The sequence below is a fragment of the Aeromonas sp. R1-1 genome (assembly GCF_040908495.1).
Lineage (GTDB): Bacteria > Pseudomonadota > Gammaproteobacteria > Enterobacterales > Aeromonadaceae > Aeromonas > Aeromonas veronii.
Genome location: NZ_JBFODV010000016.1, coordinates 1 through 17321, shown reverse-complemented (window position 1 = coordinate 17321; position 17321 = coordinate 1). Strand labels below are relative to the sequence as shown.

The window sequence follows — 17321 nt, the reverse complement described above, 5'->3', positions numbered from 1 at the left end:
ACTCAGGTCAGTAAGCACTTCCCCCCCCAGCAGCACTGTGCCATCGGCGGGTAAAATCCCCGCCAGCGCCCCGAGCAGGGTCGACTTGCCACTGCCATTGGGGCCAAACAGCGCCACCAACTGGCCGCCATGCCAGCAGATATCTAGGGGAGAGAGCCGTCCAGCAATGGCGAGTGCGCGCGCCTCCAGCAGCGGCGCAGCAGCACGAGAAGAAACCGGTATGGGATCAGCGGGTGACATCGGCATCTTGCCTCAACAACAGGTAAATAAGGAGACTGCGCGCCCCGACCAAATCATGCAGATATTCATGCAGCACCATCGACAGTTTGCCTCAATAGCAGGTAGATAAAGAGCGGCGCCCCCACCGAGGCGGTGATGACGCCGATAGGCAACTCCCCCGCGCTCAGGGTGGATCGAGCAACCAGATCGGCCGCCAGCAGCAGGGCCCCGCCGCCAAGCGCCGAGGCAGGTAACAGAAAGCGCTGATCGCTGCCACCGCAGAGCCGCAGCAGATGGGGCACCACCAACCCGACAAAACCGATGACACCACACAACGACACCGCCACACCGGTCAGCAGACAGACCGCCAGCACCAGCCGCACCCGCATCTTGTCGACATCCATCCCCATCAGGCGGGCCTGAGTCTCCCCCAGCAGCAACTGTTGCAGCGCCTTGCCCTGCCAACAGAGCCAGCCCAGGGTGAGCGGCAGCACCAGCCACCACCAGCCAAACTGCTGGCTGCCGTAAGAGAGGCTGCCCATCATCCAGAACATGAATTCACGCAAGGAGCCGTCGTCGGCAAAGTACATCAACCAGGTCATGGCGGCATTGGTAAGAATACCGATGGCGACGCCAAACAACAGCAAGCGAGCATGACCGAGACGCGCCCGGCGAGCCAGCCGAATGAGCAGCATGGTCACCAGCAGGGCGCCACCGAAGGCCGCCAGCGACAGCCCCCAGCCAGGCAGATAGAGGCCGAGGGACTTGGCCACCGCCATCGCCACCATGGCAGCCAGTCCTGCTCCGCTTGAAACGCCAAGCAGCCCGGGTTCGGCCACCGGGTTGTGCAGCATCACCTGCAATACGGCGCCGCCACAAGCGAGCGCGGCGCCAGCCAATAGGGCCAGCAGGGCGCGGGGCAGGCGCAGCTCCAGCAGGATGCGCTGTTCGAGATCGCCAAGGGGCTGCCAGGGCAGCAGCACAAACTCGCCCCAGACGAGGGAGAAGAGAAACAGCAGCAGGGTCAGCAGCGTCAGGCCACAGAGCCAGCGCCGCTGCCAGCGCTGCTGGCGGGCGATAAGGGAGAGGTACAAGGATGATCCCCGAATAACAAGGCTTCCCCCCGGCCCTGTCACAGCACCGGGGAGAAGCAGGAAAAGGGCATGATAACAGTGGCTTGCCACCCAAGGTCAAGGCTGGTAACGCTTGGCCATCACGCTTATCTCACCGCTGGCCACCAGATTTTGCAGCGCCACCAGCAAGGGCTGGCGCAGCGACTGGTGAGGTGAGTGCTTGCTCATCCCCAGATAGAGGGTCACCGGCGTGGCGGGACGGTAGTCCGCCTTGCCTATCCGGCTGGCATTTCCCTGACTCAGGGCATAGTCCACCTGACAGTCGGTGCCAATCATCAGCGGCAGGTGACCGCGCTGCGCCATGCGCAGCAGCTGATCTTCGGTGGGTACCCCGTGCTTGTCGAGGCGGCTGTCACTGTTGAAGGGCTCAAAGTAGGCGGAGTTGAGCACATAGCCCACCTTCACCCCTTGCAGATCGCGGTATTGGTGGATCCGGGCCACATTGACCGGCTGACCATAAAACGCGGGCCAGCACTGGTAGTAGGCAGGTTGCAGATAGTCGATGAACTGCGCCCGCTCGGCGGTATAGGCGAGTCCAATCATCAGATCGACCTGACCGGTCTGCATCTGCTTGAGCGCCCTGCCCCACGGCATCCGCCGTACCTGCAACTCAATGCCGCTCGCCTGTTGCAACCGGCGCAGGATGTCCATGTCGAGCCCCTGCAACCGGCCATCCGCTTGCAGGATGCGAAATGGCGGCCACAGATCGGTGGCCACCGTCAGCGTCGGGGTCGCTCGCACCGGCATGGCAAATAACAGTAACAACACTATCCCGCATAACTTGCCCATCCCGTCGCATACCTCGCACGGCTTATCCTGTTGGTTAAAAATACCCTCCCGCACCACGTATGAAAACCCGTGGTTCAGGGATAAAATGCGCCGGATTTTCAAGGAGAACCCTATGAACCCGATTTTCACCAGTATCGGTCTGCTGCTCTGCAGCAACGTCTTTATGACCTTCGCCTGGTACGCTCACCTCAAGAGCATGAACCATAAACCCTGGATCATTGCCGCCCTGGTGAGCTGGGGTATCGCCCTGTTCGAATACCTGCTGCAAGTGCCCGCCAACCGCATCGGCCATACGGTGATGAGCGTGGGCCAACTTAAAATCCTGCAAGAAGTGATCACACTCACCGTATTCGTCCCCTTCTCTATCTTCTATCTCAAGGAAGATCTGAAATGGGACTATCTCTGGGCAGGGCTCTGCATTCTCGGTGCGGTCTTTTTTGTCTTTCGCGAGAAACTGACCGGCGCCTGAGGCTGTACACTCAATATCATCCCGCTCATGGCATCTCATTGATCGACGAGGCAAAAAAATGGAATTGCGAGACATGTTACAGATCCTGGCCAAGCAGGATGGCTCAGACCTCTATCTGTCGACCGGCGCGCCCCCCTGCGCCAAATTTAACGGCGGCCTGCGCCCCCTCAACGAAACGCCGCTTGAGCCGGGGGAAGTGGCGCGGATCGCCGCCGAGATCATGGATGGCGAGCAGAAGCAGCAGTTCGAGAAGGATCTGGAGATGAACCTCGCCATCTCCCTGCCCCAGATCGGCCGCTTTCGAGTCAACATCTTCAAGCAGCGCAACGAAGTCTCTCTGGTGGCCCGCAACATCAAGACCGAAATCCCCCGCTTTGAAGATCTCAAACTCCCGCCTGTGCTGCTCGACACCATCATGGAGAAACGTGGCCTGGTGCTGTTCGTCGGCGGTACCGGCTCGGGCAAATCCACTTCGCTGGCGGCGCTTATCGACCACCGCAACCGCAACAGCGGTGGCCACATCATCACCATCGAGGATCCGGTGGAGTTCGTTCATCGCCACCGCAAGAGCATCATCAACCAGCGGGAGGTTGGCGTGGATACCCGCAGCTTCCACGCAGCCCTGAAAAACACCCTGCGTCAGGCGCCGGACGTCATTCTTATCGGCGAGATCCGCGATCGCGAGACCATGGAGCATGCGCTGGCCTTCTCCGAAACCGGTCACCTTGCCATCTCCACCCTGCACGCCAACAACGCCAACCAGGCGCTGGATCGCATCATCAACTTCTTCCCCGAGGAGCGCCGCCCCCAGCTGCTCAACGATCTGGGCAACAACCTCAAGGCTTTTGTCTCCCAGCGGCTGGTGAAAACCACTGATGGCGGCCGCCGGGCCGCAGTGGAGATCATGCTCGGCACCCACACCATCCGCGACATGATCAAACGCGGCGAATTTGGTGGTCTCAAAGAGGTGATGGAAAAATCGAAGGCCCTCGGCATGGTTACCTTCGACAGTGCCCTGTTCGACCTGGTGGTGGAAGGGGTGATTGAGGAAGAAGAGGCGGTGAAAAACGCCGACTCGGCCAACAACCTGCGCCTCAAGATCAAGCTGTGGAAGGAGAAGGGGCAGATTGCCAGCAGCAGCGATGCCACCGGCTGGAGCCTCGAACCCACCAAGGACGAGAAGGGCGATTTTTTCTAACCAGTTCCTCGAGAACCCCGGGCCCGCCCGGGGTTCTCTTTATCCAGCACGGCTGACCCGACTTATCCCTCAGCCCACGCAGGTCACTGCCAATCAGCACCAACGGCGAACACGCTGGCAATACGCCACATACTCGTCGCCAAAACGGGCGCTTAGCAGCCGCTCCTCCGGCATGATCTGAAAGCGAGTTAACCAGGCCACCAGCACGATTGGCCCAACCCAGACCCATATACCACCGAGATAACAGCCCCAGGCGGCCAGCCAGCATAGCAATCCCAAATACATGGGATTGCGGCTGAAGCGATAGACGCCACAGGTCACCAGACGACTGGTGTGCTGCGGTTTGGTGGGGCTGACCGTGGTCTGATGGTGACGAAACCGTTGCAGGGCACCAAAGCCCATGATGGCCCCCGCCACGACCAGCATAGCCATCAGCGCCATTACCCAGATGCCAGGCTGGCTCTCCCCTCTTAGCCACCACATGGCCCCGGCACAGAGCAGGAAGATCAGCGGTGGTGGCAAACGTAACTCAAGATTAACCATTTTCTTCCCCTGACGAGTGTCGGCCGAACCCGTGTTGCGGTAAACTCCCACCCAGTCAGCGCCTGTTGAGAGTGACAAAGATCATAATAATAACAACAAGTTGTGGTTAAACCACCACCAATGTGGCCGACCCCGTCCAAACTATCCAACGCGAACAACAAAAAGGAATCACCATGCACAAGAAAACTCTGCTGGCTACCCTGATCTTCGGCCTGCTCGCGGGCCAAGCCGTTGCGGCTCCCTATCTGCCCCTTGCGACGGATCATCGCAACGGCCAGGAGCAAACCGCCAGCAACGCCTGGTTGGAAGTGGATCTGGGCGCCTTTGAACACAATATCCAGACCCTCAAGGATCGCCTCGGCGACAAGGGCCCGCAGATCTGCGCCATCATGAAGGCCGACGCTTACGGTCATGGCATCGACCTGCTGGTCCCCTCCGTGGTCAAGGCCAATATCCCCTGCATCGGCATCGCCAGCAACGAAGAGGCGCGCGTCGCCCGCGAGAAGGGCTTTACCGGCCGTCTGATGCGGGTGCGTGCTGCCACCCCTGATGAAGTAGAGCAGGCCCTGCCCTACAAGATGGAGGAGCTGATCGGCAGTCTGGTCAGTGCCCAGGGTATCGCCGATATCGCCCAGCGCCACCACACCACCATTCCGGTGCATATTGCACTCAACTCCGCCGGCATGAGCCGCAACGGCATCGACCTGCGTCTGGCCGATGCCAAGCAGGATGCGCTGGCCATGCTCAAGCTAAAGGGGATCACCCCGGTCGGCATCATGACCCACTTCCCGGTTGAGGAGAAAGAGGACGTCAAGATGGGACTGGCCCAGTTCAAACTGGACTCCCAGTGGCTGCTGGAAGCGGGCAAGCTGGATCGCAGCAAGATCACCATCCACGCCGCCAACTCCTTCGCCACTCTGGCCGTGCCGGACGCCTACTTCGACATGGTGCGCCCGGGCGGCCTGCTCTACGGTGACTCCATCCCCTCCCACACCGAATACAAGCGGGTGATGGCATTCAAGACCCAGGTCGCCTCGGTCAACCACTATGCAGCGGGTAACACCGTCGGTTATGACCGCACCTTTACTCTCAAGCGTGACTCCTGGCTCGCCAACCTGCCGCTGGGCTACTCCGATGGCTATCGCCGCGCCCTCAGCAACAAAGCCTATGTGCTGATCCAGGGTCAGAAGGTACCGGTGGTCGGCAAGACCTCCATGAACACCATCATGGTGGACGTGACCGACCTGAAGGGTGTGAAACCCGGTGACGAGGTGGTGCTGTTTGGCCGTCAGGGTGACGCCGAAGTGAAACAGGCGGACCTGGAGGAGTACAACGGCGCCCTGCTGGCGGACATGTACACCATCTGGGGCTACACCAACCCCAAGAAGATCAAACGCTGATAACACGATATGAAAAAGGGCTCCCACGGGAGCCCTTGTTGTTATTGCTTCATTCTCTGCCGCGCTCAAGCGGCCTTTTTACGGGTCACAAACAGACTCAGGCCCATGGATGCCAGCAGGATCAACGCAACTACACCAAGCGCAATGCCGGTCGGGATTTTGAAGATATCCAGCAGCAGCATCTTGACCCCGATAAACATCAGGATAAGCGCCAGACCGTATTTGAGCAGGGCGAAGCGATCAGCCACACCTGCCAGCAGGAAGTACATGGCACGCAGACCCATGATGGCGAAGATGTTGGAGGTCAGCACGATGAAGGGATCCGTGGTCACCGCGAAGATGGCCGGGATACTGTCCACCGCGAAGATGAGGTCGCTCACCTCCACCAGCACCAGAATGAGCAGCAGCGGAGTGGCATAGCGCACACCGTCACGCCAGACGAAGAACTTCTCCCCCTCCAGCGTCTCGGTCACCTTGAAGCGACGGCGCATCCAGCCCAGCAGCGGGTTGTTGGCGAGATCAGGCTCCTTGTCGGCCGCCCACAGCATCTTGGCACCGGTCAGCAGCAGGAAGGCGCCGAACAGATAGAGGATCCAGTGGAACTGCTCGATGAGCCAGCTACCGGCGAATACCATGCCAGCCCGCATCACGATGGCCCCCAGTACCCCGTAGAGCAGCACCCGGCGCTGCAGCTCGGCCGGAATGGCAAAGTAGCCGAACAGCATCAGCCAGACGAAGACGTTGTCCACTGCCAGCGCCTTCTCGATGAGGTAGCCGGTAAGGAACTCCAGCCCCTTCTGATTGGCGATTTCACGGCCCGCGCTGTGATCCAGCCAGAGCCAGATAGCCAGGTTGAAGAGCAGAGCAACACTGATCCAGATGAGGGACCAGACGCCCGCCTCTTTGAGGGACACCTTGTGTGACTTGCCGCCACCGACAAAGCGTATGTCTATCCATAACAGGACCAGCACTATGCTGAAGAAACCGGTCCACATCCACCATTCACCCATGTTCACTTCTCCCAAAAACGACAAAACCCACGACCGAGAGGCGTGGGTTTGCGTTTGGAGCAGATACACCTTGCCTCTCGGCAAGGTCTCACTTACAGCTGATTTGCATCGACTGCCCGGCTGCCGGGTGCACTGCAGGAAATGGGTGCACCGTAATGACGACAAACCGGCGAGAAGTTACTCCCCTTGTTGCGCGGATAGTAGCAGCGGTAAAAGATAACGCCAAGAGGCATCTTCACTACCGTCAAAAATAAATCGGGGCCCCATCAAGGAGCCCCGCAAACAGGTTCAACACATCCCCATCAGAGCGGGTCGACCTTGAGGCAGGAGACCGCGTGATCGAAGTTCCCCTCAAGCACAGGACGGGTCTTGGCGCACTCGGGGCCAGCCACCGGGCAGCGGGTGCGGAACACGCAACCGGACGGCGGGTTCATCGGTGAGGGCAAGTCCCCCTCCAGGATCTGGATTACCTTGTTGCGCTCCAGCTCAGGGTCCGGGATCGGCACCGCTGACATCAGCGCCTTGGTGTAAGGGTGCAGCGGATTGGCAAAGATCTCCTTGCGGGTCCCCAGCTCAACGGCGTTGCCCAGATACATCACCAGCACCCGATCGGAGATATGCTTGACCACCGACAGGTCGTGGGCGATGAAGATGAGCGACAGCCCCATCTCCTTTTGCAGGGATTTGAGCAGGTTGACCACCTGCGCCTGAATGGAGACGTCAAGCGCCGAGACCGGCTCGTCGCAGATGATCATCTTGGGCTCGAGGATCAGCGCCCGGGCAATCCCGATCCGCTGGCACTGGCCGCCGGAGAACTCGTGCGGATAGCGGTTGACCTGGTTGGACAACAACCCCACCTTGCTCATCATGGCGCGCACCTTCTCCTTCACCTCTTCCCGTGGCAGGTTGGGATAGAAGGTGATGAGCGGCTCGGCAATGATGTCGCCAATGGTCATGCGCGGGTTCAGAGAAGCCAGCGGGTCCTGGAAGATCATCTGGATCTCTTTACGCTTCTCGCGCAGGGCATTCTGGTCGAGCTTGGTGAGATCGTCACCCAGCCACACCACCTTGCCATCGGTGGCCGGTACCAGACCGATGATGGCGCGGGCAAAGGTGGACTTGCCGCAACCGGACTCCCCCACCACACCGAGGGTTTCACCCTCATAGAGACGCAAGGTCACCCCATCGACCGCCTTGAGGTCGGACGGTTTGGCCCAGGGCCACGCCTTGCCACTCTTGATACTGAAGTGGACCTTGAGGTCAGACACTTCCAACAGCAATTTTTTGTCGGCACCCATTTAGTTGGCCCCCTTGTTGATGGCATCCGAAACCCAGTGACAGGCTCGCTCCCGACCGTCGTTGAAGGGGGTCAAGATCGGTGACTGCTGGCCGCAAATCTCGCTCACCCGGTGGCAACGCTCCTGGAAGGGGCAGCCGGTGGGCAGACGCAGCAGGTTGGGCGGATTGCCCGGGATGGTGGGCAGCACTTCCCCTTCGGTATCGAGGCGGGGAATGGCGCGCAGCAAGCCTTCGGTGTAGGGGTGGCTCGGGCGATAAAAGATATCGTCTACCTTGCCGTACTCCATGGTACGACCGGCATACATCACCAGCACCTTGTTGCAGATACCGGCGACCACGCCGAGGTCGTGGGTGATCATGATGATGGCGGTGTTGAACTCGCGCTTGAGCTCGTTCATCAGGGTCATGATCTGGGCCTGTACGGTCACGTCAAGCGCGGTGGTCGGCTCGTCGGCGATCAGCAGTTGCGGCCGGCAGAGCAGCGCCATGGCGATCATCACCCGCTGACGCATGCCGCCGGAGAACTCGTGGGGATACATGCCCATCCGTTTGCGCGCTTCGGGGATCTTCACCGCATCGAGCATCCGCACCGACTCTTCGAACGCTTCCGCCTTGCTGACGCCCTTATGCAACATCAGCACTTCCATCAGCTGATCCTGCACCTTCATGTAGGGGTTGAGCGAGGTCATGGGGTCCTGGAAGATCATGGCGATCTTCTCGGAGCGGATCTTGTTGAGCTTGGACTCCGGCAGGTTGAGGATCTCTTCGCCCTGAAACTTGGCGGAACCGGTAATAATGCCGTTTTTAGCCAGCAGCCCCATGATGGCAAAGGCCGTCTGGGATTTGCCGGAGCCGGACTCGCCGACGATCCCCAGGGTTTCACCCGCAGAGAGAGAAAAGTTGAGGTCGTTGACCGCCACCACATTACCGTCCGGGGTCTTGAACTCGACCCGCAGATCTTTCACATCCAGTAACTTCATATAAAAACTCCTTATCGATCTTTCGTGATGCTTTCCTGTCGATCCGATGCTCGATTAACGATCTTTCGGATCGAGGGCGTCACGCAGACCATCCCCGAGGAAGTTGAAGCAAAACAGGGTCACCACCATAAAGCAGGCGGGGAACAACAGTTGCCAGATGGCCACTTCCATCGACTTGGAGCCTTCATCCAGCAGGGCACCCCAGCTGGTCATCGGTTCCTGAACACCAAGGCCCAGGAAACTCAGGAAGGATTCAAACATGATCATGCCCGGCACCAGCAAGGTGGCGTAAACGGCCACGATACCGAGTACGTTCGGTACGATGTGACGGGTGATGATCTTCCACTTGGAGACGCCACAGACGTGGGCTGCCTCGATAAACTCCTTGCTCTTGAGGCTGAGAGTCTGGCCGCGCACGATCCGCGCCATGTCGAGCCAGCTCACCGCCCCGATGGCGATAAAGATGAGCGCCAGGTTGCGGCCAAAGAAGGTGACCAGCATGATGACAAAGAACATGAAGGGGAAGGCGTTGAGGATCTCCAGTACCCGCATCATCAGGCTGTCGACCCGCCCGCCGATAAAGCCGGAAGCCGCGCCATACAGGGTGCCGATGATGACCGCTACCATGGCGCCCATGATGCCGACCATCAGGGAGATGCGACCGCCCAGCAGGGTGCGCACGAACAGATCGCGCCCCAGACTGTCGGTACCGAAGTAGTGACCCGCTTCCATATCGGGCGGCGACTGCATGGCGCCCCAGTCCGGATCGTCAAAGGTGTATTGGGACAAATGGGGGCCAAAGATGACCGCCAGACCGATGATGGTCAGAATGATCAGGCTGGTCAGTGCCGCCTTGTTGCGCAGGAAACGGCGACGGGCATCCTTCCACAGGGAGCGCCCCTCCACCACTTCCACTTTTTGCGCGAACGCCTCGACGGCATCGCGTTTTTCAGTAGAAACAACCATGATGAACTCCCGAATTAGTAACGGATCTTGGGATCGATAAAGGCGTAGAGAATATCGACCACTGCGTTAAAGGTGATGGTGAGGGCGCCGACCAGAATGGTCAGACCGAGCACCATGGAGTAATCACGGTTAAGGGCACCGTTGACGAACAGCTGACCGATCCCCGGCAGGCCGAAGATGGTCTCGATCACCACGGAACCTGTGATGATGCCGACAAAGGCCGGGCCCAGATAGGAGACCACTGGCAGCATGGCCGGACGCAGCGCGTGTTTCAGGATGATGTGGCGCAGCGGCAAGCCCTTGGCACGGGCGGTACGAATGAAGTTGGAGTTCATGGTCTCGATCATGCTGCCCCGCATGATCCGCGAGATGGCAGAGATGTAGTACATCATCATGCCGAACACCGGCAGCACCATAAACTGGATGCCACCCCCCTGCCATCCACCGGCAGGGAACCAACCCAGATGAATACTGAAAAACAGCACCAGCAAGGGCGCCAGCACAAAGCCCGGGATCACCACCCCGGCCATGGCCGACGACATCAGCAGATAGTCGATGATGGTGTTCTGTTTCAGTGCCGCTATGGTGCCGAAGGTGACCCCCAGCAGCACGGCGAAGAAGAAGGCCGTGGTCCCGATCTTGGCGGAAACAGGCAGCGCCTGGCTCACCAGATCATTGACGGTGAAATCCTTGTATTTGAAAGAGGGGCCCAAATCACCCTGCACCAGGTTGCCCAGATAGGTGAGATATTGCATGCCAATGGGTTTGTCGAGCCCGTATTTGGCCTCGATGTTGGCGATGACTTCGGGGGGCAGTGAACGCTCGCTGGTAAAGGGGTTACCGGGGGCGAAACGCATCATGAAGAAAGAGACGGTGATCAAGACCAGCAGAGTCGGGATCGCTTCCAATAGCCGTTTAAAAATGAATTTCAACATAGACATTTCCTGTCCTGTACTGCTTCCAAATGGTCGCGGTTGTAATAAAGGCCCGCCGTCCGGCGGGCCCTGCTTGTTATGCGACTTGTTGCTTTAAATCAGTGAGCAATGATGTACATATCTTTGCTGTAGAGGTTATCCAGCGGGTTGGCCGGATAGCCGCCTACATAGGGTTTGACCATACGGGCAGTCACGTACTGGTAGATGGGGGCGATCGGCATGTCCTTGGCCAGGATCTCTTCAGCCTGGACGTAGAGCTTGTTACGGGCCGCCACATCAACCTGATCACGGGACGAATCCATCAGCTTGTCGAACTCCGGATTGGAGTACTTGCCGTCGTTGTTGCCGTGGGTGGTCTGCATCAGATCCAGCATGGAGGAGGCTTCGTTGTAGTCGGCGATCCAGCCGGCACGACCTACGTCAAACTGACCCTGTTTCTTGGTTTCCAGGTAAGTTTTCCACTCCTGGTTGACCAGGCTCACCTGCACGCCCAGCTTCTTCCACATGGAGGCCACGGCCACAGCCACTTTCTTGTGGTTGTCGTCGGTGTTGTAGAGCAGCTCGAACTTCAGCGGCTTGCTGGCATCGAAACCGGCCTCTTGCAGCAGCGCCTTGGCCTTGGCATCACGCTCGGCCTGGGTCATCTTCGACCACTCGGGCGCTACCGGCTTGAAGCCATCGACGAAGTCCGGCACCAGGGTGTAACCCGGCGTCTGACCCTGACCCATCACCTTGTCGGCGATCACGTTGCGATCGATGGCATAGGAGAGCGCAGTACGGACACGCACATCGTCAAACGGCTTCTTCTTGACGTTGTACTGGTAGTAGTAAGTACCAACATAACCGGTCACTTTCAGCTCGTCCGGCTTCTCTTTCTTCATCTGCTTGAAGCGCTCGATGGGCATCTGATAGGTGATATCCACTTCGCCCGCCAGATAGCGGCTCAGGTCGGCGTTGGTAGACTGGATGGGCAGATAGACCACCTTGTTGATGACGGTCTTGCCATCGTTCCAGTAGTGCTTGTTGCGCTCCACTTCGACGCGCTCGTTCACCACCCAGTTCTTCAGGGTATAGGCACCGTTGGATACCATATTTTCCGGCTGGGTCCACTTGTCACCGAACTTCTCGATCACCTTCTTCGGTACCGGATAGGTGGTGGTGTGGGAGAGCATGCTGACGAAGTAAGGGATCGCTTTCTCGAGCTGCACTTCGAAGGTGTAGTCGTCGGTCGCCTTCACGCCCAGCGTATCAGCCGGCTTTTTACCTGCGATGATCTCGGAGGCATTGGCAATGGTCGGGATCTCCAGATACCAGGAGTAAGGAGAGGCGGTTTTCGGATCAACGGCACGCTGGAAAGCAAAAACGAAATCGTGGGCAGTGACCGGGTCACCGTTGGACCACTTGGCATCTTTGCGCAGGTGGAAGACGTAGTGCTTGTTATCCTTGGTTTCCCAGGATTCAGCCACAGCCGGGAGAATTTCGCCTTTCGGGCCGGAAGCAACGAGACCCTCGAACAGGTCGCGCAGGATATTGGATTCGACCGTTCCTTCGGTCTTGTGCGGGTCAAGGGTCGCAGGCTCGGAGCCGTTGCCTTTTACCAGTTGCTGGACTTCAGCCAGCTTGGTTCCCGCCGGGACATCAGCAGCCTGAGCCACATTGACGCCACCAAACAGTGCAGCCACCAGCAATGTGTTAATCATTGTTTTTTTATGAGTCATTTCCCTACTCCAACAAGAACATTCCATGCATTTTTTAAAGTGAGGGGTTAAAACCCGCTCCCAGCATAATTCCCTGCCAATTCCGATAATGCAACAGATATTGTCAGGGTAATCGTCATTTTCTGGTCAAAAAATCAGCTAGCATGTGCTTTTTCAGTATGAAAACACCAGAAAAGCGCTCATTTTTCACACAAACGACCGATTCTAGAAAAGACCGGGCAAAAAGCAACCAATAAAAAGCCGGTCACGAGGACCGGCTTTCATAAAGCGGAGCTGGCTCACATCAAACTGGGGAAAACCCCCTTGATACCGGCCACCATGATCTCGATACCCAGCGACATCATGATAAGACCCATGATACGGGTCACCACGTTGATGCCGGTGTTGCCCATGATCTTGAACAGCAGCGGCGCGGCGCGGAAGATGAGCCAGGAGCAGAAGGAGAAGACAACGACAACCACTGACATGCCGAGCAGTTGCTGCCAGTGGCTCTGGCTGGCATAGACAATCACCGAGGAGATGGCACCTGGGCCCGCCATCAGCGGCAGCGCCAGCGGTACCACGGCGATAGACTCACGCACCGCCAATTCGCCCTTCTCCTGTTTGTTGTGCTTCACCTCGCCCAGCTTGCCCTGCAGCATCGACCAGGCAATCAGGGTAATCAGCGACCCACCGGCGATCCGGAACGATGCCAGCGAGATGCCAAACCCATCGAGGATCAGCTGCCCCATATACATGGAGACCAGCAGGATCACCATCACCGCGATATTGGCGGTGGTATTGGTTTTCATCCGCTCGGCCTGGGTATGGTGGCTGGTCAGGCTGACAAACACCGGCAACAAACCAAGCGGGTTGATAATTGCGAACAAACCGACAAAAAACTTCAGATACAACGAGACGTCAATTGCTGCCATAGGCGCCTTCCAATAGAGTTTCGGGCCCAGCGGGCCAGTCCATTAATTTCGTGCGTAAATTTACATCATAGCCAGAGCGGGCACCAATCAAATAATCTCACCATTTCGAGGGTTTTTTAGTTAGTTCATCTAATGCATCCGCGCTAACTGGCATAAACCGATGCCAAAAGCCCTTTCGACCGCCCGACACGCGCCAGAAAAGTGAACGCAAGCCTGCTTAATCATGACCAGAGAGCCCGACGATGACTGACCGAATGACCAAGCGACTCGAGAGGATTCAAGCTTTGCCTTCCCACTATTTCAGGCCAGACATCACTTCATTGACTCGGTAATAGAGCCACAATGCAAAAACCGAGAAAGCGGGCAGAAATGGCCCCCTCGGGGAATAAAGCGGATTAGTCATGGATTAAAACAACAATCATTTTTGCAACAAACGCTGGAATAAAGTGCGTTTGTCGGTGGTTTTGAAACCAATTCACTCATATTTGCTAATCTATACCGCCAAAATAGCCTACTATCCTATGACCAAGTGCAATTAACCACTTGATAAATGTGGTTTATTACCCTGCGTTAACAAGTCTCTCATCTTTCCCTTTGATGTACATTCCGATAACATCAGTCAAACAAGGATTGTGAAATAAAATTTCTTTTGTTCTTTTGTTACACATGATCCAGATCAATTTTTTCTGAGTCAGCCCCGCTCTATAATCGACTCAGAAAGCGATTTAGTAAGGCATGTGAAAAAGCTGTTGCATCGATACCGTCTTGACAGGGCGACTATAATTGCCGGGCATTGCCAACGTCTTACTAAACAGTTTTCAAATAATCAGGAGATAAACATGGCAGTAACCAATTTGGCTGAACTGGATGCACTGGTCGCCCGCGTTAAGGAAGCCCAGCGTGAATTCGCCAGCTTCTCTCAAGAGCAGGTAGACAAGATCTTCCGTGCCGCCGCCCTGGCCGCCAACAACGCCCGTATCCCACTGGCCCAGATGGCCGTGGAAGAATCCGGTATGGGTATCATCGAAGACAAGGTTATCAAGAACCACTTCGCCTCCGAATACATCTACAACAAGTACAAAGACGAGAAGACCTGCGGCATTCTGAGCGAAGATGATCAGATGGGTACCATCACCATCGCCGAGCCGGTAGGTATCATCTGTGGTATCGTTCCGACCACCAACCCGACCTCTACTGCGATCTTCAAATCCATGATCGCGCTCAAGACCCGCAACGCCATCATCTTCTCCCCGCACCCCCGTGCCAAAAACTCCACCAATACCGCTGCCAAGCTGGTACTGGATGCAGCTGTTGCCGCCGGTGCACCGAAAGACATCATCGGCTGGATCGACCAACCGTCCGTTGAGCTCTCCAACGCCCTGATGAAGCACGAAGACATCAACCTGATCCTGGCCACCGGTGGCCCGGGCATGGTGAAAGCAGCCTACTCTTCCGGTAAGCCTGCGATCGGTGTAGGTGCCGGTAACGTGCCTATCGTTATCGACGAAACCGCCGACGTGAAGCGTGCCGTTGCCTCCATCCTGATGTCCAAGACTTTCGATAACGGCGTGGTCTGTGCTTCCGAGCAGGCAGTCATCGTTGTTGATGCCATCTACGACCAGGTTAAAGAGCGCTTTGCATCCCACAAGGGCCACGTGCTCTCCAAAGAAGATGCTGACAAGGTACGTAAAGTCATCCTGATCAATGGTGCCCTGAACGCCAACATCGTTGGCCAGCCAGCCACCAAGATTGCCGAGATGGCCGGCGTAACTGTACCGGCTGATACCAAGATCCTGATCGGTGAAGGCGTCAAGCTGTGTGCAGAAGATGAGTTTGCTCACGAAAAATTGTCCCCGCTGCTCGGTATGTTCCGTGCTAGCAGCTTCGAAAACGCCGTTGATATGGCCTGTGACATGGTCAACATCGGTGGTATCGGCCACACCTCAGGTCTGTACACCGACCAGGACCGCAACGCTGACCGCATCAAGTACTTCGGCGACAAGATGAAGACCGCGCGTATCCTGATCAACACTCCGTCTACCCAAGGCGGTATCGGTGACCTGTACAACTTCGCAATGGCACCGTCCCTGACCCTGGGTTGCGGCTCTTGGAGCGGTAACTCCATCTCCGAAAACGTGGGTCCGAAGCACCTGATCAACAAGAAGACAGTCGCAAAACGGGCAGAAAACATGCTGTGGCACAAACTTCCGAAATCCATCTACTTCCGTCGTGGTTCCCTGCCGATCGCTCTGAGCGACCTGGAAGGTAAAAAGCGTGCCATGGTCGTGACCGACCGCTTCCTGTTCAACAACGGCTACGCCGATGAACTGGTCAGCCTGCTGAAAGCACAGAATATGGAAGTGGAAGTGTTCTACGAAGTAGAAGCTGACCCGACCCTGGCTGTGGTTCGCAAGGGTGCCGAGATGGCCAACTCCTTCAAACCGGACGTTATCCTGGCGCTGGGCGGTGGTTCACCGATGGATGCAGCCAAGATCATGTGGGTGATGTACGAGCACCCGAACACTGCGTTCGAAGATCTGGCCATGCGCTTTATGGATATCCGCAAGCGTATCTACAAGTTCCCGAAAATGGGCGTGAAGGCTGAACTGGTCTGTATCACCACCACTTCCGGTACCGGCTCTGAAGTCACTCCGTTTGCGGTAGTAACCGATGAAGTGTCTGGTCAGAAGTATCCGCTGGCTGACTACGAGCTGACCCCGAACATGGCCATCGTTGATGCCAACCTGGTCATGGGCATGCCGAAGTCCCTGTGTGCCTTCGGTGGTATCGATGCCGTGACTCACGCCATGGAAGCCTATGTTTCCGTACTGGCTAACGAGTACTCCGACGGCCAGGCGCTGCAAGCCCTGAAGATGCTGAAAGAGTACCTGCCGTCCAGCTACCAGAATGGTGCCAACGACCCGATCGCTCGTGAGAAGGTGCACAATGCTGCCACCATCGCCGGTATCGCGTTCGCCAACGCCTTCCTGGGTGTGTGCCACTCCATGGCTCACAAACTGGGTGCCGAGTTCCACATTCCGCACGGTCTGGCTAACGCCCTGCTGATCAGCAACGTCATCCGCTACAACGCGAACGACAACCCGACCAAGCAGACTGCGTTCTCCCAGTACGACCGTCCGCAGGCTCGTCGTCGTTACGCCGAAGTCGCTGACCACCTGGGTCTGACTGCTGCCGGTGACCGCACCGCCGCCAAGATCGAGAAGCTGCTGACCTGGCTGGACGAGCTGAAGGCTACCCTGGGTATCCCGGCCTCTATCCGCGAAGCTGGCGTGACTGAAGCTGACTTCCTGGCCAAGGTTGACCAGCTGGCTATCGAAGCTTTCGATGACCAGTGCACCGGCGCCAACCCGCGCTACCCGCTGATCAGCGAGCTGAAGCAGGTTCTGCTGGACTCCTACTACGGTCGTCCGTTCACCGAAGCCGCTCCGGTAACTGCTGCCCCGGTTGAAGCCAAGGTTGAAGGCAAGAAGAAATCCAAGGCCTGATAACCAGTCCTGAGATAACAAGCCCGCGCACTGCGCGGGCTTTTTTTATCTGCCTGTCCCGTCCTGAATATGGTTTACACCTTTCCCCCCAATAAATGGAGAACCCGATGGGACAAGGAGTGAAACGGACACAGCGCGATTACTCGTTGACTTTTAAACTGTCACTGGTCGAGCAGATTGAAAAAGGCGAGCTCACCTACAAACAGGCTCAGGTGCGTTATGGCATTCAGGGCCGCTCCACC

The 17321-nt window shown here is 57.4% G+C and carries 15 protein-coding genes and 1 pseudogene; 5 read left to right on the top strand and 11 right to left on the bottom strand.

Annotation, left to right across the window (positions count from 1 at the left end; all coding sequences use genetic code 11):
- From AB5Y92_RS00680 to AB5Y92_RS00670, 3 genes are all read right to left on the bottom strand, one after another.
- Window positions 1-240: ATP-binding cassette domain-containing protein (locus AB5Y92_RS00680; RefSeq protein ID WP_368225144.1), on the bottom strand; the 240-nt coding region annotated here is incomplete at its 3' end.
- Between the two features lie 65 nt (window positions 241-305).
- Entirely contained in the window at window positions 306-1313 is a 1008-nt protein-coding gene (gene btuC, locus AB5Y92_RS00675; protein WP_368225142.1) for a vitamin B12 ABC transporter permease BtuC, read from the bottom strand.
- 96 nt (window positions 1314-1409) lie between these two features.
- Entirely contained in the window at window positions 1410-2141 is a 732-nt protein-coding gene (locus AB5Y92_RS00670) for an ABC transporter substrate-binding protein (RefSeq protein WP_236321928.1), read from the bottom strand.
- Window positions 2142-2253: 112 nt separating this feature from the next.
- Here AB5Y92_RS00670 and AB5Y92_RS00665 point away from each other — a divergent pair, with 112 nt between their 5' ends.
- Together AB5Y92_RS00665 and tapW are read left to right on the top strand one after the other, a co-directional pair.
- A complete protein-coding gene (locus AB5Y92_RS00665; RefSeq protein WP_005337656.1) occupies window positions 2254-2610 on the top strand; it encodes a DMT family protein in 357 nt (118 codons plus the stop codon).
- 58 nt (window positions 2611-2668) lie between these two features.
- Window positions 2669-3808 carry a type IVa pilus ATPase TapW gene (gene tapW / locus AB5Y92_RS00660; protein ID WP_005353124.1) on the top strand — a complete coding sequence of 380 codons (1140 nt, stop codon included), beginning with the start codon at window positions 2669-2671 and terminating at the stop codon, window positions 3806-3808.
- A gap of 93 nt (window positions 3809-3901) precedes the next feature.
- On the opposite strand, the gene AB5Y92_RS00655 is transcribed toward tapW, so the two are convergent.
- Complete coding sequence (locus tag AB5Y92_RS00655; RefSeq protein ID WP_201986504.1) at window positions 3902-4351, bottom strand: isoprenylcysteine carboxylmethyltransferase family protein; 450 nt, start codon at window positions 4349-4351, stop codon at window positions 3902-3904.
- 173 nt (window positions 4352-4524) lie between these two features.
- Between AB5Y92_RS00655 and alr the strand changes: the two genes are divergently transcribed.
- Window positions 4525-5751 (top strand): alanine racemase, encoded by a 1227-nt coding sequence (gene alr, locus AB5Y92_RS00650; protein WP_103422279.1) that lies wholly within the window; start codon window positions 4525-4527, stop codon window positions 5749-5751.
- Window positions 5752-5816: 65 nt separating this feature from the next.
- Here the strand turns inward: alr and AB5Y92_RS00645 are convergent, their stop codons facing one another.
- The 7 genes from AB5Y92_RS00645 to AB5Y92_RS00615 form a co-directional block, all read right to left on the bottom strand.
- A complete protein-coding gene (locus AB5Y92_RS00645; protein WP_005353134.1) occupies window positions 5817-6761 on the bottom strand; it encodes a TerC family protein in 945 nt (314 codons plus the stop codon).
- A 302-nt stretch (window positions 6762-7063) separates the two neighbouring features.
- Window positions 7064-8059: a murein tripeptide/oligopeptide ABC transporter ATP binding protein OppF gene (gene oppF, locus AB5Y92_RS00640; protein ID WP_368225139.1), complete on the bottom strand. Its 996-nt coding sequence runs from the start codon at window positions 8057-8059 to the stop codon at window positions 7064-7066.
- Window positions 8060-9040, bottom strand: coding sequence for an ABC transporter ATP-binding protein (locus AB5Y92_RS00635; protein ID WP_005353139.1), 981 nt, complete (start codon window positions 9038-9040; stop codon window positions 8060-8062).
- A 54-nt stretch (window positions 9041-9094) separates the two neighbouring features.
- On the bottom strand, window positions 9095-10006 hold the full coding sequence (gene oppC, locus AB5Y92_RS00630) for an oligopeptide ABC transporter permease OppC (protein WP_005337670.1): 912 nt from the start codon (window positions 10004-10006) through the stop codon (window positions 9095-9097).
- Between the two features lie 14 nt (window positions 10007-10020).
- Entirely contained in the window at window positions 10021-10941 is a 921-nt protein-coding gene (gene oppB / locus AB5Y92_RS00625; RefSeq protein ID WP_005337672.1) for an oligopeptide ABC transporter permease OppB, read from the bottom strand.
- Between the two features lie 98 nt (window positions 10942-11039).
- On the bottom strand, window positions 11040-12659 hold the full coding sequence (locus AB5Y92_RS00620) for an ABC transporter substrate-binding protein (protein WP_042083894.1): 1620 nt from the start codon (window positions 12657-12659) through the stop codon (window positions 11040-11042).
- Between the two features lie 278 nt (window positions 12660-12937).
- A complete protein-coding gene (locus AB5Y92_RS00615; RefSeq protein WP_005337678.1) occupies window positions 12938-13573 on the bottom strand; it encodes a YchE family NAAT transporter in 636 nt (211 codons plus the stop codon).
- A gap of 839 nt (window positions 13574-14412) precedes the next feature.
- On the opposite strand from AB5Y92_RS00615, the gene adhE reads away from it, so the two are divergent.
- Window positions 14413-17079 carry a bifunctional acetaldehyde-CoA/alcohol dehydrogenase gene (gene adhE / locus AB5Y92_RS00610; RefSeq protein ID WP_019446648.1) on the top strand — a complete coding sequence of 889 codons (2667 nt, stop codon included), beginning with the start codon at window positions 14413-14415 and terminating at the stop codon, window positions 17077-17079.
- A 107-nt stretch (window positions 17080-17186) separates the two neighbouring features.
- Window positions 17187-17321 (top strand): annotated as a pseudogene (locus AB5Y92_RS00605) (IS3 family transposase); the annotation flags it as partial.

Bases quoted from the DNA above. Each gene is read 5' to 3' on its own strand.
- AB5Y92_RS00670 (WP_236321928.1), bottom strand. From the start codon at position 2,141: ATGGGCAAGTTATGCGGGATAGTGTTGTTACTGTTATTTGCCATGCCG.
- AB5Y92_RS00665 (WP_005337656.1), top strand. From the start codon at position 2,254: ATGAACCCGATTTTCACCAGTATCGGTCTGCTGCTCTGCAGCAACGTC.
- tapW (WP_005353124.1), top strand. From the start codon at position 2,669: ATGGAATTGCGAGACATGTTACAGATCCTGGCCAAGCAGGATGGCTCA.
- AB5Y92_RS00655 (WP_201986504.1), bottom strand. From the start codon at position 4,351: ATGGTTAATCTTGAGTTACGTTTGCCACCACCGCTGATCTTCCTGCTC.
- alr (WP_103422279.1), top strand. From the start codon at position 4,525: ATGCACAAGAAAACTCTGCTGGCTACCCTGATCTTCGGCCTGCTCGCG.
- AB5Y92_RS00645 (WP_005353134.1), bottom strand. From the start codon at position 6,761: ATGGGTGAATGGTGGATGTGGACCGGTTTCTTCAGCATAGTGCTGGTC.
- oppF (WP_368225139.1), bottom strand. From the start codon at position 8,059: ATGGGTGCCGACAAAAAATTGCTGTTGGAAGTGTCTGACCTCAAGGTC.
- AB5Y92_RS00635 (WP_005353139.1), bottom strand. From the start codon at position 9,040: ATGAAGTTACTGGATGTGAAAGATCTGCGGGTCGAGTTCAAGACCCCG.
- oppC (WP_005337670.1), bottom strand. From the start codon at position 10,006: ATGGTTGTTTCTACTGAAAAACGCGATGCCGTCGAGGCGTTCGCGCAA.
- oppB (WP_005337672.1), bottom strand. From the start codon at position 10,941: ATGTTGAAATTCATTTTTAAACGGCTATTGGAAGCGATCCCGACTCTG.
- AB5Y92_RS00620 (WP_042083894.1), bottom strand. From the start codon at position 12,659: ATGACTCATAAAAAAACAATGATTAACACATTGCTGGTGGCTGCACTG.
- AB5Y92_RS00615 (WP_005337678.1), bottom strand. From the start codon at position 13,573: ATGGCAGCAATTGACGTCTCGTTGTATCTGAAGTTTTTTGTCGGTTTG.
- adhE (WP_019446648.1), top strand. From the start codon at position 14,413: ATGGCAGTAACCAATTTGGCTGAACTGGATGCACTGGTCGCCCGCGTT.